Below are 21106 nucleotides of genomic sequence, written 5' to 3' on the forward strand. Positions count from 1 at the left end.
GATAACAATGTTAAAACCACATTTTTAAACAGATATGTATAAGTCACACAATAAAATTAGATTATTATATAATTTTAATACATATAAAAGTACTCACTGATATTGTAGCAATATAAAAAATCTGCGTCTGTATATTGATATATTGCATATACTTATTAATAGACCACAATATATTACTCAATAAAATTAGTTAGCTTTTTATACACAATATGTAAAAATGATATACAGTTATGCAATTGTGTATTTAAAACCTCAAAAAAATGAATATTATAAGCGCATCAAAAAAACACCTTTGTATATACACCAATTATACACGTAGCTCTCCCTTATGAAACCAGGGTCAAACTAGACGACATATACTATTTACACAAAAAAAATCAAATAACAGAAGCATTGTCCATTGCCATTTCATTTCAGCAAATCCACAACTTCTGTTAACAGACATATACTACAAAGTATTATATTGCTAGTAATTCTTATTCTTTATAAAATTCATCTCTTGCTTCCACAAAGGCCTTTATGCTCTCAATTGATGTGCGTGGAGCGATACCACATCCAGGGGCCAGTATACCTACTCCATCCATAATACATTGTTTTGCTTCTTTTTTAATGTGGTCAGGCGATTTACCAAGCAAGGTTGCAGCAGGTGACACATTACCTATAAGGCATACTCTACCTGAAACGATCTGACTCGCATAAGCGAGATCTACTTTTTCTTCTATGCTAAGCCCATGGAATCCAGATTCAGACATAATATCCAGAATATCCGTAGCGTCACCACAAATATGAAGAATTGAATGCCCTTTTAGATTTCTAGTCAGTAACCGATAATGTGGGATTACAAGAGATTCAAACAATGGTGGCGGGAAAAGATCAGGACCTGCCTCTGAATCAATTATAACTACTGCATCTGCTCCGTGATCAAAAAGAGCATTGGCATATTCTGTGCATACTTTGGTACCAATAGCAAACAGCTCTGTAAGAAGGTCGGATTCAGTTATACACCACCGCAAGTAGTTATTTGCACCACATAGATAAAAAGCAATGGCTGCAGGTCCTATCATTCCTGCAATTACTGGAACATCGTCTGATATCCTGCTTTTTATTATATCAGTAGCTTCAAGCATTGTTTTTATTCTTTTACTTTCAAGTAATTTCTCCGGGATAGAAAATCCGGTAACATCTTCTTTATCCTTGCATGGAAAATCAAGCTGGTAAGGTTGTGTATCAAGAGAACCTTCTGCAATAGTACATCCAAGGCTCTCAGCTAGAACTGTGGTACAAAAGGGATACCTGACAGCTTCAAGCCCTGTTAGCTCATGTGCAGCAATAGCCAATGTGGCCATTTTTTCAGGATCATAATTAGCATCGGGCCATTTTGCGCCGCTTATTTCCATAAGTTCAACTATTCCTGTTTGAGTTACCGAACAGACAGGAACTTTATCCACATTTTTTCTTTCCAGGGAATTGATAAAACGCTCTTTTAATGTTAGACCAGACAAACAGAACTCCTCAATAATTCTATGTATCCAGGTTATTTAAAAGACTATCTTTTCTCCACATTTACAAATATTGTTTTTAGTGGACATTACTTATTTGTATGCATATCTGCTGGAATTATTGCCAATCAACCTAGGTTATTAATATATTATTAAAATAAATAAAAAACAATAATAAAAATTATCAAAGGGTTTTTAAACTTTTGAGTACTTTCAAAAGTGAGGTATTAATTATGACAGAACTAGTCCGGAAAATAATAGTGATCGCATCACTTTTAGCCATGGTAATAATATCAGGTTGCACAACAACCGTTGGACCAATAGACTCTGTAAGCCCTGAAAATGTATTTATTGACGCCTCCCCGGTAGTCATTAAAGAATTCCAGGAACAGGACATATCCCTGAAAATAAGTAACAATGCTACACAGTCCATTGATTCCGTAATGGTTTCAAGTTACATGCCATTTATAATTACAGGAACAGATTCTCTTAATATAGCAGGAAAAGAGAATGCTGCCGATACTGCTGAATCTTCTATTCTTAACTCAAAGATAATGGCACCGGCTTTTGACACAGATACAAATGAATCCGCTGTGACCATCAGTTACCTTTCAGGAACAGATGATGAAGGATTGCAGATAACAAAGACAAAATCAGTTCCTGTAGAAGTAACCATACTTCCGGACGTACAACTCCAGTTCCTTGGATTTGTAAAGGATATGGATTCATTGCGTACAACTTCAGCAGAAGCCTGGGAACTTGAAGCCGGAGAAAATGCAACCATTACATTCTCAGTAAAGAATCATGGACAGAGCACTGTGCCTGCTGGCATACTAACTGTTGTGGCAGATGTTGACAATAAACTCATAGCAGACCAGGCATCCATGAATATAAGCGAGGCAATGGCAAGAAGTGGAACATCCCATACTAAGGGAATGCAGATACCTGTGAAAGATGATGCACCAAATGGTGAGACCGATATCTATGTCAGATTAATGTATGGTGACCATATCGTAGATGAACAGAAACTTGTGCTGAAAGTTAAACTGTAGGCGATAGCATGAAAGTTGTGAACCTTCTGCTTTTCTTTTCCATTTTTCTGTTTTGTATCTCCAGTGGATGCCTGAACGAGAATGTAGTAAAAGAAGTCCAGCATCCTGTAATCACCAATGTAGATGTGATGTCAACACTGGCGGATGAAGAGTTCGAGCTTAAGGTAACTGTCTACACGCAAAATCCCATGGCTAGTGATACAGGCACACTTTCCATCAAGGTAAAAACAAAAGACCCATCTACAAATCTGATAACATCAGATCATACAGAAAATGTAGGCTACCTTAAAGCAAATTCCCAGACATATAAAGCCCTTAATTTCAACGTTCCTAAAAGTGGGGAACAGCTCGTTATAGTGGAATTGTTCGAAGACAATAACCTTGTAGATGAGTATACTAGCCAGATACGGCTCATTGAAGGAACAACTGAACCTGTTTCAAATGTGATTCTGACCGACCTGATGATAGAAACCATACAGGCAACAAATTATGGTGAGGATATTATTTTTGAAGCTTCACCAGGACTCTACAATCAGGGCGATGAAGCAGACAAAATCAATATAGTTGTCACAGCAGTCGTTGATCAGTACACAAGATACACAGGCAGTGTCATTGTCTCAAACGTAGAACATGGTCAAAGAACAAGAGGAACTGTAAGAATGACTGTTCCGGCCGATGAATCCTACAGCTTTGAGGTGGATGTCATCACAGATGGTCTAATAGCTGCAAATGCGCAAACCAGCGAATCAATTAAGCTCCATGACCTGAAACTGAAGACACCAATGACATATACGCTTCTTGAATCAGACATACCTGTTGATGATGAGATGCCCGTAGAAGAAGATGAAGAAGATACAGCTGCAGAATCTCCCGGATTTGAAATTCCTATGCTGGTGATTTCCATGCTTTGTGCTGCGGGAATTATAAGAAAGAATAAAAGGAAAATCTAAAAGTATCTTAGTTTTCTTTTTCTTTCTTTTTTCTCATTTTTTATTAAGCTTTCTTTGATGAAAAACATTTTAGGAAAACAGGACATTTACATTGAATTTATCAAGCATATTTGACAGCCTGAAAAGTGGAAGACCCACAACATTGAAAAAGTCACCATCAATCCTCTCAACAAGTATAGCTCCTTTCCCTTGTATTGCAAAGGCACCTGCTTTGCCAAAAGGCTCTCCTGTGTTGATATAATCTCTTATCAGCTGTTCCGGCATTTTCCTCATCCAGACGGTTGTTAGTTCATATTCCGTAATTTCTTCTCTGCTACAAACATCCATTACAGTCAATCCGGTAATCGCCTTTATCTGTTGTCCGTTTATTTTTTGCAGTATCTCTTGTGCATGATACTCATCAGCTGGTTTTCCAAGTACTTCGCCCCTGCAAACGACAACTGTATCAGCAGAGATAATTACGCCTTCTTCGAGATTATCCGCCACATCAACTGCTTTTTCAAAAGAGTGATGCATGACAAGTTCAACAGGACTCAAACCTTTGCCTGTGTCTTCTGCATAAGAACTCACATAAATATCAAAATCCGGACCTATCAATTGCTCTAACAGCTCTTTTCTTCTCGCAGATGCAGAAGCAAGGATAATCCTGTTCATGAATATGTAAAAGACAGGTGAAAATATCTACTTTGTGACAAAAGCTCAATTAATTGCAAAAAGCATATTGCTGTTTTATAAAAAATAAATTTTATGACTCTATTAAAATCCTGTATAAATTACACCATCATGTTAAATTACAAAAATATCAATATCAAAATGTGTATTTCAAATAATTATTAATTTCTATAATCACTTGAATAATACGAATTTATACAGAGACTGCACACTAAAACAGCTAGTTAAAACTAGAGATTATCTTGTCAATATCATCTTTATTATTTCCAGGTATCGGAACATTTACAGTATAGCTTCTAGGTCCTGTTCGATCAAAGAAATCATAGACTACCTCTATATGATTATATGGTTCTTCTTGAAATTCTGCAAAACTGAATTTTGATAGTGGAAAGTCCCATGTATGAAATTCTTTATTCAAAAGAACTCCTTTCTCAAGCAAAATGACCTCTCCCACGCTTTTTCTCTTGAAATAGAACAGGATCGAAGGAAAGACATATCCCATGAAAAAATAAAGCCCAAATAAACCTAGCATCACCATAAACATGAAAAAATTACCCTCAGGTGCAAACACAATGATCGGAACAAATATGATTGCAGTTATCACTGATAAAAAAATAGCCATTAAACTTCCCATATCATTTCGATAATCCTCTTCGTGCGATAAATAATTCCACCATTCTTCATTCGTGTATTTCCAATGGACGATCATCTTTTTCTGATTGATAGCCTTATCCAGAACTTTAACGTTTTTCCTAGTTGTCCTGATAAAGAATAATGAAGTCAACACAATAGTGATAGAGACCATAATAAACAAACCATCAAACGAGTTTATATCAAAAGTGATGTAGCTATGTAGGCCGAGAACAGTAAAGAAAATAGCTGCATAAATCCACCTATTTAAGGCTACTCTTTGAGGATTTTTGATTTTTGGGATGGTATCTTGATTCATGCTATTAAGCCATGATACATTTTATGGTTTAAAAAACAATATGTTTTGACTCTGTAGAAAAATAGAATGGAATTTGGTGGGGAATTGCATTATAATGGAAAAAGCAGTTGAAGGCAAACTACTGTTGCCTTCATAAGCAGAATTAATCTTCAGTTGAGATTGTTTCATTTACCCATTCATCCATGTTGTTAGCACCCATTATCGGGCTGTTGTCAAACATAGGAATTTCCACAGGATACCATTTTTGCAGGAAAGTGAGCATGTGGTATTTCATAAAAACACTCGCAGGCATTCCTACAAAAGCCATCATAAATATGAACATAATAAATTCGACAACTAATATTGGAATAAACAAGATCCACACAGTAGTATCCGCAAATATTGCTGAAAAACCAAAGTATAGAATGAGGTCCACAATAAGAAGCAAAATTCCCAATGCTATCATTGCTATGATTGCCAGAATTGCCAGAAGTATACCTACTGCAATAGCAAGCACCAAACGACCTATCCAATATATTGCCATCTGTTTCCAATCAGACCTGAACTGTCCAAACACCCGAAATAAAGACGAAAATATGTTGCATTCTGAGTACATAGAAACGGGTATGGCCAGATTGACAAATGATCCAATTATGCCTGCGATAATAGCAATTACAAAAATAATGGCAAAAATTCCCACAATAAGTAATGCAATAGAAGCTGCGCCTAAATTGTCAATTCCCCCATTCATACCACCTATGATAAAAAATAAAGGCAATGCAAGAATGGCAAAAACCAGAAGAACTCCCAAAACTACAATTATACGCAAAACATAAAGAGCTACTCCTTTTACCAGATACCTGCTAAAATACTCCCGTATCCGTACATCATTGTGAACCAGTGATTCCACAAAAACGAATTCCATTACACTTCCTATCAAACTCAGAAGAAGAGCAAATAGGAAGATGAATACTATAGCTAAGATGACAAGTGTAACTCCAGAATAAGACATCAGATGCTCATAAAAATTGCTAATAATTTCGATGAATCCCTGTGGAATCCCGGAAAGATCTGGTTCAGAACCACCATAAGGACCGCCATTACCGCCACCATTGAAACCACTGCCGACGCCACCGATAAATAAGACAATAATGGCAAGTTTTAGCCACTTCCAGATGTCAAAAGGTTCAATAAGGCATGTTCGTGTCCTTTCTATTGCACGATCAACTGCATCTATTACATACCAGCTCATATAAATAAATAGTAAAGGTTGAGTTATATAGTTACTGATTTAAAGCTAATTAAACTGCGCATTAATACCACTTCGTTTTCTGGCTCCGAGAATGACCGCTTTTAACATAACAAACCCGTCATCTTCAGGATAATAATTTATTGCCCTTTCCAGTATCTCCAATGATCTATCAGACATTGAAGATTGCAGGCAGGCATCTGCAAAGATTATAAGAACATTCTTTGAGTATGGTTCCATTTCCAGTGCATCTTCCAGAAGTTCAATACCTTTTTCAGAATCCTCCACCAGACAATATGCGAATCCTTTCATTGAAAGAGCATGTTCATCAGCAGGGTGTTCTTTTAATATTTCATCCAGACAGGATATTGCTTTTTCGTACAATCCGTCAGCAATCAGCGTATCTAATCTGCACATCAGGAGCTTTTCATGTGTGGCAGAACTATCCATAATAAAAAAAGGATGTTCATCACTAATAAATATTACAGCCATAGAAGTGTTATAGCAGACTAATAAAAAAAGAAAATCAGAATTAAAGTAGCAAATCTAAGTAAGCCTGAATCAGGCCCTTATTGCAATATTACCGAATATACTAAAATCCATGTGATTTTCCATTGCGCAGGATTTGAGCAGTGAAATACCTTTTTCCATTATTTTGGAAGCTGCAAATATATGCAAAAGCGGAACATCTCCTTTTTCGAAACGATCTCCCATCTCTCTCATTCCCTCTATAAATCCAAGTTCTATTAGATCAACAGGGTCCATGCCTGCATCAACCGCTTCCCGGACGGCAGATTCAGCTTCCATGCTGTCAAAGTTGAGAACAGATTCCCGTGCTTTTTCTATTATCTTATTGAATAGTGATTTTTCAGATTCCATATAAACAATCCTAATTTTTATTGTGGAGTATTCATCGCCCATTTGGAACTAAATCCACTTCTGTCGTCTTGATCTTTGGAGGTAGTCCATTTTAGTTGATTTAAGACAACTAAATTTGATTATGTGTAGCTACTATATAAATTATTCGACTCAGACCCAATCACGGTAAAACATGATTCAAAAACTTCCATCAGTATATTTATCATGTTGGAGAGGCTATGAAACCATAATGTCAGACAGGGAAATCATATCTACATTCAAATACGTTTCACGCATGAAACCAGAATTCATGTTATCAGAGCTTACTGACTATCTAAATGAGGAAACATCCGTCCAACAGGTATACAATACTCTTAAACCCCTGTTCTTCGACCTTGGAATCGATGTTGTTATCAATAAGGATGATTTCAGGATTGTTCGTGCAACTCCTCAAAAGAAAATGGAACTTACTGATGAGGAAATAAAAAAGAATGACCTTTTTTTCAAGTCAACTGCTGTTTCCAGAAAAATGGAACGTCATATCGAACAATATATCGAAAAGAAGACCAGCAAAGACTGGGACGACCCCATCGTTTTAGATAAAATAAGAAGAGCCATTCGCTATCAGAAAGCCAGCTACTGGAAAGAAGGCAATGCAAGAAACATAAGCTATGAAAAAGGATATAGCATCCTTGGATACCTTGCTTATCAGTTCCCTGTATATTTTATACAATTTCAATATCTTCTCTACGACCTGGCAAAGGACGGTCTTCTGAAGAACCGTATGAAAATACTTGATGTAGGAACCGGACCGGGTACAATCCCACTGGCAATTATCGACTTTTACAACCGTCTTGACGACCGCAAGGCAAACATCCATACAATTGAACTCTTCGACGAAAACATAGAGGCATATAATTTCCTCGTTCCACAGTATGCAGACATAAAATCAAATGTCACTGTTGAAGAACCTATCAGAGCCGATGTGAGTAAACTGGAAATTGAAAAACTTCCGGACAACATTGACCTTATGGTCTTTTCCAATGTCCTGAATGAGATGAAAGGCCTAAGCCTTGAACAAAGGGCTGATATCGTAAAGAACATGGCAGAAAAACTCACACCTGATGGTAATATCATAATAATAGAACCTGCTGACAAGGTTAATTCAACTGAGATGAGAGCACTCACCATAATACTGAAGAGAATGGGAATCAAGATATATAGCCCATGTTCATTCATCTGGTCGGGTGAATGTACCCTTAAAACATGCTGGAGCTTCGATCATAAAAAAGATATTGAGATTACCAGGGTCATGAGCAAACTGGCAGAATGCGATGAGCCTTATCGTTACATTAATACCGATATCAAATACTCATATGCGATACTCAGGAAGGACAAACTGTCAAAGCAGAATCTCATGGTTCCTGATAAAGCAAAATTCGCACGCATGGCAAAAATTGACAAACATAATACTAAACGTATAAATGTGGTAGGTTCACTGATGTCAGGTGATCTGGGTGATGAGAAGTACAAACTCTACAGAATATGCGACGGTACTTCAAAAAAGGCAGTCTATGCAGTGTTACCATCCCATAACCTTTCAGAAGATAATGAAGTGATCACAAAAGCAGGATATGGAAGTATACTTAAAATCTATAATGTGCTTGTCAAATACAATGAAGCAACTGATGCATACAACCTGCTAATAGGGAAAGGGACCACAATTGAACCCCTGTCCGGAGACATGGGACAGTAAAAAGAGTTATTCCAAATAAATTATTTTAAACTAAACGAACATATTGAAAGGATACGAAAAGAGCTATTCATTCCTGTGTTCTAAATTTTACTTATCGATTTATCATTCAACCTAATAAGAATCTGATCTGCATGCATAATAACAAATCTTCAACCTGTACTCCTCCTGAGATCCTGGCACCTGCTGGTGACCCGGAAGCCCTGAAAGCCGCCATAAAAGGAGGAGCAGACGCTGTTTACCTTGGAGTTGGGCAGTTAAATGCTCGCCAGGGTGCAAATAATTTTTCCGTAGAGGACCTCAGGGACAATATCGATCTTGCACATACCTATGGAGTTAAGGTATTCATTGCTCTTAATATTCCACTCAAGCAACATGAGGTTCAAGAGGCCATAGATATTGTTCATAAGGCATACGCATACAATATAGATGGAATTATACTGGAAGACTTAGGTCTTTTCTTTTTACTAAAAGAGCATTTCCCGGACCTTCCACTACATGCAAGTACCCAGATGACGATCCACAACCCACAAGGTGTTGATTTTATCAGGGATGCAGGTGCTTCAAGAGTCATACTCTCAAGGGAACTGAGCACGGAGCAGGTCAAAAGTATTATAGACAAAACATCAGTTGAAATCGAACTTTTTGTTCACGGTGCCCTTTGTTATTCATTTTCAGGTCGATGCCTGTTCAGTACTGCCATAACGGACAGAAGCGCAAACAGAGGCGCATGTTTCCAGCCTTGCAGACGGCCGTATAAACTGTCAGTCGATGGACAGATCGTAGACAGCAAACGGGTAGGTGAGTATCCAATAAGCTGTGCAGAACTCTGTACCTTCCCGGGGCTTGAAGACATTATAAAGACAGGTGTCAAGAGCCTCAAAATAGAAGGCAGGATGAAAAAACCGGAGTACGTGACCGCCAGTGCAAGAACCTACAAAAATGTTGCAGAAAAAGTATGCGATACAGGTGAGAATTTCAGTACAGAAGAACTTGAGGAAATGGAGAACGAGCTTGCAAAACTATTCTATAGGGGCTTTACCCGGGGTTTTGTTCTTGGTGAAGAAGATGTCACACAACGCAAATACAGTGCCAATTACGGTGCCTATCTGGGAATAGTGGATAATATAACTAAGTCCACAAAAGAAGGTGAAATGACCATTACACCTCTTCAGGATATAAAGGTAAATGACGGTATCAGCATAAATACTCGCATCAGGATCATAGGTTGTCGTGTTCATGGTATTCTTGTTAATGGTGAGGCTGTACAGGTTGCCAGGAAAGGAGAGGAAACCACTCTGCTGATAAGTGCAAAGACCAGCAAATCCATAAGAAAGAACGATGAGGTCTATGTATCTACCGACCCTCAATTACTTGAAAGCTTACAGAACATTGAGCTTCAAACCACTCCCCTGATAATAACAATTCATGCAAGAAAGGGAGAAAAGCTGCATATCAACGTGAAAAGCAGGAAAAGGGAAACTGAAGCCATCAGTGATTACATAGTGCAGGAAGCAAAAAGTTCTCCCACAAGCCAGGAGCAAATGATAGCAACTCTTGGAAAACTCGGTGATACAACATTCCACGTCGAAGATATTATTCTGGATGTTGACGATAATATTTTCATTCCCCTTGGAGCACTTTCAGGTACTAGAAGGGAAGCAGTTGAAGAGCTGTTTAATTCCAGATTCCCAAGAGAGGGCAGGAACCGCAGTTGTCCCACTGTTTCCACAGGATATAAGCGGGAAGAAAGCAAAAAGAAAGCAAAAAGACCTCTGTTAAGTGTTGAGGTTTCAGAGATCGATTCAATTTTTACTGCATCCAAATCTGGCGCTGATATTGTTTATGCACCTATTCATCTATTCACTGAATTGATGAATGAGAATAATATCCTCAGGACTAACGGCCTGAAGGAAAAGGATGTGGAATTTGTCCTGATGACACCACAGGTAAGTTTTGAAGAAGAAATGCCTGCACTAAAAGAACTGATGCAACAGGTTGCAGATGCAGGATTCAAACTTGCATGTTCTAATTACGGAACAATCCGACTGGCAAATGAAATGGATGCACCCTTTGTTACCCAAAAAGAGTTCAATGCCTTCAATTCTTACACAGTAAATGCATTCCGAACATCCGGTGCTTACCGTGTTACACTTTCAAGTGAACTAAACCTTGAAGAAACACAGGAGGTTTGCATTAACGCAGATCCTGATATACAAATAGAGGTCATGGCATATGGACGTGAACTTCTGCTTGTGACAAAGAATGACCTGTTAGGTCCTCTTATTGAAGACGGGACTATCGAAACTGACAGTGAGGTGCTACTTGTGGATAACACCAAAGGCTCATTCCCGGTGAAGCGAGAAGGTGAGCGTACCCTTATCTACAATTCCACGGTCCTGAACATGGTGGAGGAAATTGATAAACTTTGTACATCAGGTGCTGATGTGTTAAGACTTGACCTTTCCCTTTATGAAAAAGTGGATGTAAAGGATATCACACGCAATTACAGAAGAGCACTTGACGGCAAACAGATTAAACTGAAGTCCACAAGGGATGAGGAATACGATCAGGGACACTATTTCAAAGGTGTACTATAAATCAGTATAATAAATTATAAACTAAAAGAGTTTAGGTGATAATATGGCAAGAGAACTTTCCCCTAAAGATATAGTAGTGTTAAAAAAAGTCGCTCCTGAGTGTGCAGGACTTGAATGTACAGGTTCAAAAGCACCATATAAGTCCATACTTCCACCTCTTGCAAACCATTATGCAAAAAATGAAGAAGACTTCAAGACCCGTTTGTCCGCCCTGGATGACGATGATCTGGAATACCTGTTATCACTTATAAGAACAGGTGAAGAGAGCCTTGGGTGTGTGCAACCTCATTACATGACACTGTTCCTTGAGCTGATCGAAGAAAGAATGGGCACGGAAATTGCAGAAGAGATCATGGCAATATACACGAAATGGAACGAGTGTAAAAATATTACCGATATTAGCTTTTGATGAGTTTTTCATAAAGCTCAGCCATTCCTTTTAGGGTGACATGACCTTTTCTAGTAATCATATAATCCCCCCGCTCGGTCCTCTGCAGGATCATACCAGTGTCCAGCAATTTCTGAATATGGAAAAGAAGATTTCCTCCACGCAGACCAGTGATCTTTGAGAGTTCAGAAAAGCTTTTTGTATCAGAGTTTACTGATTTGAGAATTGCCAGGCGTTGCTTATTGGCAAGAGGCTCACATACTTCCGTGACAATATCATCTGATATGGTACTGATGTCTATGATGGCTCTGTTGCTCGAATCTTCATTGTGGGTCCTGTTGAATGAGCGTATCAGTTCCATCTGTTTATCAAATATAACGGACGCGCTCTTTATGCAGTTATCGCAATTATCAGTGACCGCGAAACCCTTAAGCTCATTGAACCGTTCCTGGAACGAAACAAGGGACCCCTCAGTAACTTTATCCTCCATAAGAAGCAGGGCCAGTTCCTGAAGAAGATCAGAGAATGCATTTTTACAGACATCTTTGTTATCGCATTCCATACAAAAGTTTTCTTCAACTGTCTTTTTTGTATCCTCAATCATATAGTGTATAACAGGTCGTGACAGGTCACCTTTCATTTCCATGAACATGGCATCCATACTACGATGATTAGAGCGTTCAAGTACTCTGTTAACATCCTTTTTTAAGGAAATTATCTCAGACCGCAGGTTTTCAAACTCCTGCAAGTACATACCGTTTTGATCTCCTTTCAGAATATTACTACTCATGATGAATACCTTCTTTATTTAGAATTTTCTGTACATAATTATAACATGAAACTATATTAATCTATACTGAACTGAATTATTATCATATATTTAGTACTTGATAGAAAACACAAGCAAACATGATATATAGATAAAAGGTATACGAAAGTAGGAAGGCTATATAGCGATTACTTGTTAATAATTAAAAAGGAAGAAACAACTTGATTCGTTCAATTCTTGACAATGACCTTTATAAGTTTACGATGCAGATGGCTGTTCTGGAACTCTTTCCTGATGCAGGTGCAGAATATCGTTTTACTAATCGTGGAACACAGCGTTTTAACGAAGGCTTTGTCAGGGAACTGAGAAGGATCATAGATGAGGATATGCCAGAGCTTGCTCTCACTGATGATGAGTACAAATGGCTGAAAGCATCCTGTCCGTACTTTAAACCCATGTACATTGAATATCTCAGGAACTACCGTTTTGATCCCTCTGAAGTGACTGTAAACCTCACAGATAATGGTGACCTTGATCTTCGGATAAAAGGTCCCTGGCATAGCAGTATACTCTGGGAAATCGTATTGATGGCAACGATTTCGGAACTTTATTTCAAGATGATAGAAACAGACTGGGTAGATTCAGAATACGGCAATGGTTCGGGTTATAGCAATCTCCTGAATGAGTATGAAAAGCTTATAGTGAGCAATGCTAAAGAGCTTGAGCAGAACAGTTGTGGTTTTTCAGAGTTTGGAACACGCCGAAGGCGGAGTTTTGAAATACATGACCTTGCTGTCAGGATACTTCATAAGTGTAAAACATTCACTGGCACAAGTAACGTGTACCTTGCTAAAAAATATGGTGTCAAACCAACAGGCACTATTGGCCACGAATGGATAATGGGAACTTCAGCACTTATAGGACTGCGCAATGCAAATCTGTTCGCATTGGAGAGTTGGGTCGATGTTTACAAGGGAAATCTGGGAATTGCACTTTCTGATACATTTGGATCAGAACCATTTTTCAGAAATTTCAATCTGAAACTTTCCAAGTTGTATGATGGTGTTCGCCATGACAGTGGAGATCCTCTGAAATTTGCCGACAGGGTCATACAGCACTATGAAAAAATGGGTATAGACCCACTGACAAAAGTTGTTATTTTCAGTGACTCACTTTCCGCTTCAGATGCAATAGAGATAAAGAAGAAGTGTGAAAGTCGGATTAACTGCATATTCGGAATTGGGACAAGCATCACTAATAATCATGAGTTCTTCAGGTCCAGTCCACCTCTTAATATGGTAATAAAACTTCACAGCATTAATGATATACCTGTAGTGAAGTTAAGTGATGATGAAGGAAAAGAAACCGGGAATAAAGATGCTATCAGAGTAGCGAACTACATTTTTGGACGTAAAGGACTTGATGAATAATTATTATTTCTGGTGTGCTAAATTATATGAGTGAAACCGGAAATAAGCCCAAGTGAGATCATCAGGAACAGATACAAAAGAAATAGAATGAAAATTCTCTTTATTTCAATAGATGTGCTCTTCTTCATACTATTTCACCAGCGAAATAACTGGTTACTAACTATATAAACATTATGAATTAATGTAATATTGTGCATAATATATTTCATAATAGTTCTTTTTATGTAACTATTCAGCCTAGCTCACTTCCACCAAGCTGATTTCTTCATCCACGATCAATTCTGCAACTTTGGAACAAATGAATTGCCATAAAATATTGCACTAATTGCATCGATAACAGATTCAGAATTCTTATTAACAGTAGACACGTATCCTCTTATACGGCAGAAATTTTTTGCACCCTGTTCACTGCGGAAAGTACCTGATATCTTCTGCTGTACTTTCGTCATTCTGATATCTCTTTCAGCCTGATTGTTATCAAACGGAACGTTTTGGTCGTACATAAATCGCAAGATATCCTCTTTATGGCCAATAAACCTATCCAGCAAATTCTTTACCGTGGTCTGCTTCTTACGTCCTCGTTTTTTAGACCGCACATTTGATTCCGGATCAGGAGGATTTTCATTCACTCCTAAACAAGTTATGTGATCATAATCCTCACTGAACCTTTGAATTAGCTCAGTATCTAAAAGATCATTATCAACATGATGTTTAATGCATATCAAGAGATCACTCATTATCTTTGGCCACTGTTGATCCCTGTTTTCGGAAGCTCCAGTTAACTCTCGTAATAAATGTGCATTACATAATGAATGTTGACATTCATATTTGTTGTACGGTTTCCAAAAATCATGTGTTGCAACACCAGTGTAACCTGGTAATATGCCCATAGCATCCATTGCTTCTGAGCCCCTTTTGCGATGTGCAAAATAATAGGTCAGTTTGTCTGTACCTGCCACATGAAGCCAATTACGAACTGCATTTATTCTCATTCCTGTTTCATCCAGATTGATGACAGGAGATTCTTTCAGGAGATGTTTCACTGTATTTTCAAAAGCTCCAAGCTTCTCAAAACAACTACGTTCCGTGTTCACCAAAGTAGCAGGACTTATCTTGCATCCCAAAATATCAGAGAACAACTTGGTAACACGCTGATAAGGAAGTAATTGGTAAGTGTGCAAATAAACTGCAAATGACTTAACTCGATGACCGTATTGAGTCGGCTGAGTTACACCATCTGGAAAAAGAGCTTTGTTTACATGAGAACATTTGGGACATGTTTTAATCTCGCAACGATGTTCAATGCAATTGATAGTTATAGGAGGAATGTCAAAGACCTGTCTTCTTTCATAGTCAGAGGGAACAGAAGCTAACGATCTCCCACAATTGACGCATTGATTAACAGGATGAACAATAACTTCATCCGGATCATCATTTATTCTTAATGTAGTACCAGGATGACCGTTTTGACCACCTACATGCTTATTGGTCTTTTTTCTTTGACTTTTAACGGTTGGTTTATTCCGTGCATAAGAATCAGTAGAAGGTGGTTTGCTACTGTTGCGACTATTCTTTTCAAGCATTTCTTCCAAATGCCTGACACGCTCTTCAAGTTGTGCAATTTGGAGAGATTGATGTTCAATTATCCCAAGTAATCGAGTTACAAGTTCTACTACTGCTTCTGGACCAGCTTCATAAACTGCAAGTATTTCTTCGCGGTCTATACAAATCCCCTCAGATTGATAGACGTTTTTTATGATATTTTACTGAATATTTTTTAACACATAGAATGAAGCCATAGTATAGAGGATTTCGATATTCCCTCATTTTAGATCATTAAAGTATTCAAACTCAATTATATCCTCTCATTTTTTATCATTTTGTTTAATTTCTCTTCATTAATCCTTATTTTTAGTATAGCTCCCGCTATCCTAAATTACTCCTTTGGTTTTTAGTGTCCTCAATTGATGCAGATTAAAACAAAAAGCTGTCATCAACATTTTTGCATTCACTCTTTCTACAGTTGTAACAAGAACCTTTCTGGTTTTAAATATTTCTTTTGTCACTGCATACACTCTTTCGCAAGGGACTCTTTTCACACTTATTCTTTCATTTCTGAGGATATCCATTATTCCTAAAGGATGTCCTCTTACAGCTCGTTGCATTGTTGCTGCAAAACCTTTTGCTATTGCTCCAAAATATCCTTTATCTCTATACACCACTTCACCCTTTTCAGACAGATCAACCTGTGAATCGTGAAGTGATGCAGTTGTTGTCTCAAATCTTCTGATTAGTTCATAATCCTTATCAATAATTGTATGAAGTTTGTATCCAAAGTGAGATTTACCATTTTTCTTAGTCCAGGTTCCATCTTTGCTTCTTCTTGTTTTCGCATCTTTTCCTCTGAGTACATCTGCTTTTGCATGTCCTGGATCTGAGTGAATAAAAGTTGCATCCTGGATCATTCCTTTTTTAATCTTCAAACCAAGAGCATCAAGCTGATTCTGCATTTCATCCCACACCGCTTTTTCTTTACCATTGTCGATAATTCTCTTCCTGAATGACCAGACAGTTGTACTGTCTGGTACATATTCAGGAAATCCCAGGAATTTCCTAAAGGATATCCTGTCAATACACTGCTTTTCAAGCTCAGCATCAGAAAGACCATGCCATTGTTGCAGAACAAGCATCTTGAACATTACAATAACATCAGCTTCAGGCCGTCCGCCTGAAGCTGTTCTGTTTATGTACATTGACTCCAGAATAGGGCGAAAAGGCTTCCAATCTACTAAATATTCAATTTCAGCAAGCTTATCTCCGACAGATTGGAGACGCTTATATTCTTCATTTAAGGTAAAATCAGTAAAAGAATCCATAATAGTAAATTTGCTTTGCTATTATTTAAATTTTATTAAATTGTATGGGTATTGATGGTAGTTTATCGAAATCCTCTATATTGTTTTTTGCATCATTAAAACAGTCAGGCTGAATAGTTACCTTTTTATAATTGCTTAATCTAAAAAATATAGTTATGTATATATTGTAATAATGCAGGATAGAATAATCAGATATGAACTATATGGGGGGTTTAACCCCCCTAAAGACAATAACCCATCAACAAACATAAGCCCGGGCCCCCGCCCATACTCCACTTACGTTTTTAAGGATTAAATGCGGATTTGCAGATATTACCTTAATATAAGGCAAAGTCTGAGGGGATAATTCGATGAAACCGAGATCTCCGCATTCGTACTTTTTCGTTTTTCCGTTTTTCATATGTTTGTTGAGTAAAAAGTACTACTTTTTTAAACTATATGAATATATCTATATTTAGATATATCATCATAATGATGAAAATTGATCTTTAAGAGCAAATTCAATCCATCATAAAGATTGACAAATGAACCGATTTTATCAGATACAGAAATACCTTCATCTTTACTTGAAGTTTCCAGATAGAGAAAAAAATAGAAAAAATAGTGAATCTTTTTATTTCATTTCACTTTTCTTTTTTTCGCTTGATTGCAAACAACGCCATGATGAGTGCGCTTATTACAAGCATACCTGCACCCCTATAACCTGCATCCTCAGTCTTATCAGTAACACTAAAAGTCCCATCCATGGTTGTTGTGATTACTTCAACCCGTCCTATATCATGCACTGAAATATCCCCAAGTGCCAGGGGACTTGATGAGCCGGTGTCGCCAATCACTTCAAAAGAGACAACTGCAATCGGGCCATTACCACTAATTCCTGATGCATCTGCCAGAGCAATGATGACCTCGCCATCATCAACCGTATTTGACTCAATGTACGCATTTATACCAAGCTTACCAGTATCGACCCCTGTGGCCTGTAAAACCTCGCTATCGTAACTCATAACAATGTCCATACTTCCAATATCTGTCGCGCCTTCAAGACCTATTGGAACCTCCACAATAGCTCCATTCTCACCTGTAGTATCGCTTACAATGAGAGTCAAACTGCTCGCTGAGGCAAACGATATAAGAAATGCCAAACTAATCAATATTAAAACTTTTCTCATTCTTTCAGCTCCTTATTTTTATTCATCTCCTACAACATTCTTCAAAATTCTTCTGGCATCAAAAGAGGTCACACTTCCATCCCCATTTACATCCATGGCCAGGTCTTCTGGAATCTTACCTACAGACATTTGAAGTGCATAAAGTGCATCGAGAGCTGTGTGAACCCCATCCCCATCAGCATCACCTATACTTTCGTCCATTCCTACCACATTGAATAGACCATCATGAGTTTGAATCTCCACTATTTCATCATCATCCCTGTTAGCTGAGATGGTAGTTATCTCAAGATCTGACGATGACCCTTCTGACCCTATAATATTAAAATTAACATAGGCTATCGATCCGTCCCCACCAAATCCGTTCTTATCAGCCAGACTTATCTTTATGGTCCCGTCCAAAATATTGTAATCGAACAGGGAATTTGTTGTTAAACCACCTTTGATGACCTCAGTGGCTTCAAGGACAGAGGGATCATAGCTCAGAGACATATCCATGTTTCCGATATTTTCATACGTTCCCTTCAGTGTCAATGGTATCTGTACACTGCTCCCGCTTGATTTACTACGGGATTCAAAGATCAAACCTGAGACTTCAATCGTGGAAGGAGGTGTGATATCAACTGTTGAAGGAGGTATACTATCTCCTGCGGGTGGAACCATTTCCCCTCCATAGAGAGAACTGATCTCACTTTGGGTCAGCGCGTAGTCGTATATCCTTACCTCATCTATGAGACCATCAAAATACGCACCAAACGAAGGATTAGAACCAATATTGATTGCATCCCATCCCATTCCAAGGCTACCTTCTTCTTCATACATGACATCGTCTACATAGAATTTCACAGTTCCTGCATCCTGATCGTAGACCACTGCCAAAAATGTCCATTTATCAGTTGTGACTGTCTGGTATCCCAGAACACTTCCAGAACCACTAAATGCTGACCATCCAAGTCCCCCTCCACGTGCATCGATATCTATTGTACGATCATACCCTCCATTATCGTGTGAAATGACTGTCCCTCTTGAATCACTGTTCGATCTTACCCAGAGTGCTATGGTTGCCTGTGGCATCACGTCTGGATTTATATTGATAGGTACGGAAACATAATCCTCCATACCATCAAAATCCAGTGCATTTCCACCTATTCCTGAAACAAAGGTAGCACCATTGTTTGTTCCATCATTTCCATTTCCTGAATAGTCCATTGTGTCTTTATCAAATGGATAATAAGCTACAAGCCCCGGTTCAGAGATGGATGGACCAGTAGGTGTTGATGTAATATCTCCAGTCGAAGGCTCTATCCCCCCTTCATAAATGGAGTTTATCTCACTTTGGGTTAGTGCGTAATTGTATATTCTAACCTCATCTATAATACCATCAAAATTAGCACCATATGATGGATTAGAGCCAATATTGATTGCATTCCATCCAGTTCCAAGGCTGCCTTCTTCTTCATACATAGTACCATCCACATAAAACTTCACAGTACCTGCATCCTGATCGTAGACAACTGCAAGGAATGTCCATTTATCCGTTATGACTGACTGATACCCCAGAACACCTCCAGAACCACTAAATGCTGACCATCCGAGTCCTCCGCCACGTGCATCGATGTCTATTGTACGATCATATCCTCCATTATCATGTGAAATGACAGTTCCCCTTGAATCACTGTCTGATTTCACCCAGAGTGTCATAGTCACCTGTGGCATTACATCTGAATTTATGTTGATTGGTGCGGAAACATAATCAGCCATTCCATCAAAATCAAGCGCATTTCCGCTCATTCCTGAGACAAAAGTGGCACCATTGTTCGTTCCATCATTTCCATTTCCTGAATAGTCCCTTGTGTCCCCATCAAATGGATAGTACGCCACAAGTCCTGATTCAGATACAGCGGATGCGATTGTTGCAGACATCAAAATTAACAGTAACCCAATAACAACAATACTAAAGATTTTATTGTAGTAACACTTCATTTTTATACCTCGTTAAATATTACCAGTTCTATAATCCCGTTTTGAAATTAAGAAAATCAATATCATCGTTTTTGTTGTGAAGGGCAAAGCTCAGACATCTCAATATGAACAAAGTTAATACTATATAGGCAACTAAAACAAAGTACTGCCAACTTTAGGATATGTCTAACACCAAAATCAATGAAATTATACCCACTCAATTTAAACATTTAGAGTTCCCTATAAAATGGCAGGTGCTGGATTAATATAAGTTTATCGACATTTATGTCGAGTCATTTATATTAATTCATTCCAATATAACGAGTATGCACATCGCTTTGAAGTCATCAAATTATCAGCAATATTCCAAAAAACCAACAACCAGCACAACGTTTATATAGAAACAAACCTATGTGAAAGTGCTTTACAATAAGACTGTAATTCGCTAAACGTATTGACATTAAATGGCATTTACTTAAACTGTAGATTTCTATTTTGCATTATGTTTTCAGCTTACTCAGATCTTTTAAGCTAACCAAAAAGGAAGTGAATTTAAAATGTTTAACAGAAATGAAACCACAGCACCTGTAGATGCCGGAGAGACATACGACGTAACAATCGAAGACCTTGCAAGAGAAGGAGACGGAATTGCAAGAGTAAGCGGATTTGTAATCTTTGTACCTGGAACATCAGTAGGCGACGAAGTAACCATCAAAGTAACAAAAGTAATGAGAAAGTTCGCATTCGGCGAAGTTGCTGAATAAGCACAATACTTTTTCATATGAAGTATCTTTAAATGATACTTCGATAACCTTTTTTTAATTATATTCAACATTACTTTTTCTATATTATCAAGTAATTACTACTGAATAGTTTTACGTTTAATGTTATAACTAATCAAAATAGTTTTATGTTGTAACTAATCAAAAAATAGTAGCTATTCAAAATCAAATA

At 37.9% G+C, this 21106-nt stretch carries 18 protein-coding genes; 7 read left to right on the forward strand and 11 right to left on the reverse strand.

What is annotated here, in order from left to right:
• Positions 1-476: 476 nt before the first annotated feature.
• Positions 477-1502, reverse strand: coding sequence for a methylcobamide:CoM methyltransferase MtaA (gene mtaA, locus V7O67_RS09815; RefSeq protein WP_342305003.1), 1026 nt, complete (start codon positions 1500-1502; stop codon positions 477-479).
• 230 nt (positions 1503-1732) lie between these two features.
• On the opposite strand from mtaA, the gene V7O67_RS09820 reads away from it, so the two are divergent.
• Together V7O67_RS09820 and V7O67_RS09825 are read left to right on the forward strand one after the other, a co-directional pair.
• Positions 1733-2551, forward strand: a complete 819-nt coding sequence (locus V7O67_RS09820; protein ID WP_342305002.1) for a hypothetical protein — start codon at positions 1733-1735, stop codon at positions 2549-2551.
• Between the two features lie 8 nt (positions 2552-2559).
• The gene (locus V7O67_RS09825; protein ID WP_342305001.1) at positions 2560-3501 is read left to right on the forward strand and encodes a hypothetical protein; all 942 of its coding nucleotides are present in this window, start codon (positions 2560-2562) and stop codon (positions 3499-3501) included.
• 69 nt (positions 3502-3570) lie between these two features.
• Here the strand turns inward: V7O67_RS09825 and V7O67_RS09830 are convergent, their stop codons facing one another.
• From V7O67_RS09830 to V7O67_RS09850, 5 genes are all read right to left on the reverse strand, one after another.
• Complete coding sequence (locus V7O67_RS09830; RefSeq protein ID WP_342305000.1) at positions 3571-4155, reverse strand: Maf family nucleotide pyrophosphatase; 585 nt, start codon at positions 4153-4155, stop codon at positions 3571-3573.
• Positions 4156-4393: 238 nt separating this feature from the next.
• Positions 4394-5122: a hypothetical protein gene (locus V7O67_RS09835; RefSeq protein WP_342304999.1), complete on the reverse strand. Its 729-nt coding sequence runs from the start codon at positions 5120-5122 to the stop codon at positions 4394-4396.
• A gap of 142 nt (positions 5123-5264) precedes the next feature.
• Positions 5265-6353, reverse strand: coding sequence for a hypothetical protein (locus V7O67_RS09840; protein ID WP_342304998.1), 1089 nt, complete (start codon positions 6351-6353; stop codon positions 5265-5267).
• Between the two features lie 45 nt (positions 6354-6398).
• Entirely contained in the window at positions 6399-6800 is a 402-nt protein-coding gene (locus tag V7O67_RS09845; protein WP_406669957.1) for a tetratricopeptide repeat protein, read from the reverse strand.
• Between the two features lie 111 nt (positions 6801-6911).
• Positions 6912-7229, reverse strand: coding sequence for a B12-binding domain-containing protein (locus V7O67_RS09850; RefSeq protein ID WP_342304996.1), 318 nt, complete (start codon positions 7227-7229; stop codon positions 6912-6914).
• A 229-nt stretch (positions 7230-7458) separates the two neighbouring features.
• Here V7O67_RS09850 and V7O67_RS09855 point away from each other — a divergent pair, with 229 nt between their 5' ends.
• From V7O67_RS09855 to V7O67_RS09865, 3 genes are all read left to right on the forward strand, one after another.
• The gene (locus V7O67_RS09855; RefSeq protein WP_342304995.1) at positions 7459-8964 is read left to right on the forward strand and encodes a small ribosomal subunit Rsm22 family protein; all 1506 of its coding nucleotides are present in this window, start codon (positions 7459-7461) and stop codon (positions 8962-8964) included.
• Positions 8965-9095: 131 nt separating this feature from the next.
• Positions 9096-11561, forward strand: a complete 2466-nt coding sequence (locus V7O67_RS09860) for a DUF3656 domain-containing protein (protein WP_342304994.1) — start codon at positions 9096-9098, stop codon at positions 11559-11561.
• Positions 11562-11604: 43 nt separating this feature from the next.
• Complete coding sequence (locus V7O67_RS09865) at positions 11605-11970, forward strand: hypothetical protein (RefSeq protein WP_342304993.1); 366 nt, start codon at positions 11605-11607, stop codon at positions 11968-11970.
• Here the strand turns inward: V7O67_RS09865 and V7O67_RS09870 are convergent.
• Positions 11960-12739 carry a winged helix-turn-helix domain-containing protein gene (locus V7O67_RS09870; RefSeq protein ID WP_342304992.1) on the reverse strand — a complete coding sequence of 260 codons (780 nt, stop codon included), beginning with the start codon at positions 12737-12739 and terminating at the stop codon, positions 11960-11962. The two genes, V7O67_RS09865 and V7O67_RS09870, sit on opposite strands and share 11 nt — an antisense overlap.
• 200 nt (positions 12740-12939) lie before the next feature.
• Between V7O67_RS09870 and pncB the strand changes: the two genes are divergently transcribed.
• Positions 12940-14148, forward strand: a complete 1209-nt coding sequence (gene pncB / locus V7O67_RS09875) for a nicotinate phosphoribosyltransferase (protein WP_406669958.1) — start codon at positions 12940-12942, stop codon at positions 14146-14148.
• A 275-nt stretch (positions 14149-14423) separates the two neighbouring features.
• Here the strand turns inward: pncB and tnpC are convergent, their stop codons facing one another.
• The 4 genes from tnpC to V7O67_RS09895 form a co-directional block, all read right to left on the reverse strand.
• A complete protein-coding gene (tnpC, locus tag V7O67_RS09880) occupies positions 14424-15872 on the reverse strand; it encodes an IS66 family transposase (protein WP_406671410.1) in 1449 nt (482 codons plus the stop codon).
• Positions 15873-16079: 207 nt separating this feature from the next.
• Positions 16080-17024: an IS5 family transposase gene (locus V7O67_RS09885; protein WP_342304534.1), complete on the reverse strand. Its 945-nt coding sequence runs from the start codon at positions 17022-17024 to the stop codon at positions 16080-16082.
• A 623-nt stretch (positions 17025-17647) separates the two neighbouring features.
• On the reverse strand, positions 17648-18193 hold the full coding sequence (locus V7O67_RS09890; RefSeq protein ID WP_342304990.1) for a cohesin domain-containing protein: 546 nt from the start codon (positions 18191-18193) through the stop codon (positions 17648-17650).
• Positions 18194-18211: 18 nt separating this feature from the next.
• Positions 18212-20113, reverse strand: a complete 1902-nt coding sequence (locus V7O67_RS09895) for a LamG-like jellyroll fold domain-containing protein (protein WP_342304989.1) — start codon at positions 20111-20113, stop codon at positions 18212-18214.
• 596 nt (positions 20114-20709) lie between these two features.
• Between V7O67_RS09895 and V7O67_RS09900 the strand changes: the two genes are divergently transcribed.
• The gene (locus tag V7O67_RS09900) at positions 20710-20916 is read left to right on the forward strand and encodes a TRAM domain-containing protein (protein ID WP_309309010.1); all 207 of its coding nucleotides are present in this window, start codon (positions 20710-20712) and stop codon (positions 20914-20916) included.
• Positions 20917-21106 lie beyond the last annotated feature (190 nt).

Source organism: Methanolobus sp. ZRKC4, from assembly GCF_045291305.1.
GTDB lineage: Archaea > Halobacteriota > Methanosarcinia > Methanosarcinales > Methanosarcinaceae > Methanolobus.

Bases quoted from the DNA above. Each gene is read 5' to 3' on its own strand.
- V7O67_RS09820 (WP_342305002.1), top strand. From the start codon at position 1,733: ATGACAGAACTAGTCCGGAAAATAATAGTGATCGCATCACTTTTAGCC.
- V7O67_RS09825 (WP_342305001.1), top strand. From the start codon at position 2,560: ATGAAAGTTGTGAACCTTCTGCTTTTCTTTTCCATTTTTCTGTTTTGT.
- V7O67_RS09830 (WP_342305000.1), bottom strand. From the start codon at position 4,155: ATGAACAGGATTATCCTTGCTTCTGCATCTGCGAGAAGAAAAGAGCTG.
- V7O67_RS09835 (WP_342304999.1), bottom strand. From the start codon at position 5,122: ATGAATCAAGATACCATCCCAAAAATCAAAAATCCTCAAAGAGTAGCC.
- V7O67_RS09840 (WP_342304998.1), bottom strand. From the start codon at position 6,353: ATGAGCTGGTATGTAATAGATGCAGTTGATCGTGCAATAGAAAGGACA.
- V7O67_RS09845 (WP_406669957.1), bottom strand. From the start codon at position 6,800: ATGGATAGTTCTGCCACACATGAAAAGCTCCTGATGTGCAGATTAGAT.
- V7O67_RS09850 (WP_342304996.1), bottom strand. From the start codon at position 7,229: ATGGAATCTGAAAAATCACTATTCAATAAGATAATAGAAAAAGCACGG.
- V7O67_RS09855 (WP_342304995.1), top strand. From the start codon at position 7,459: ATGTCAGACAGGGAAATCATATCTACATTCAAATACGTTTCACGCATG.
- V7O67_RS09860 (WP_342304994.1), top strand. From the start codon at position 9,096: ATGCATAATAACAAATCTTCAACCTGTACTCCTCCTGAGATCCTGGCA.
- V7O67_RS09865 (WP_342304993.1), top strand. From the start codon at position 11,605: ATGGCAAGAGAACTTTCCCCTAAAGATATAGTAGTGTTAAAAAAAGTC.
- V7O67_RS09870 (WP_342304992.1), bottom strand. From the start codon at position 12,739: ATGAGTAGTAATATTCTGAAAGGAGATCAAAACGGTATGTACTTGCAG.
- V7O67_RS09885 (WP_342304534.1), bottom strand. From the start codon at position 17,024: ATGGATTCTTTTACTGATTTTACCTTAAATGAAGAATATAAGCGTCTC.
- V7O67_RS09890 (WP_342304990.1), bottom strand. From the start codon at position 18,193: ATGAGAAAAGTTTTAATATTGATTAGTTTGGCATTTCTTATATCGTTT.
- V7O67_RS09895 (WP_342304989.1), bottom strand. From the start codon at position 20,113: ATGTCTGCAACAATCGCATCCGCTGTATCTGAATCAGGACTTGTGGCG.
- V7O67_RS09900 (WP_309309010.1), top strand. From the start codon at position 20,710: ATGTTTAACAGAAATGAAACCACAGCACCTGTAGATGCCGGAGAGACA.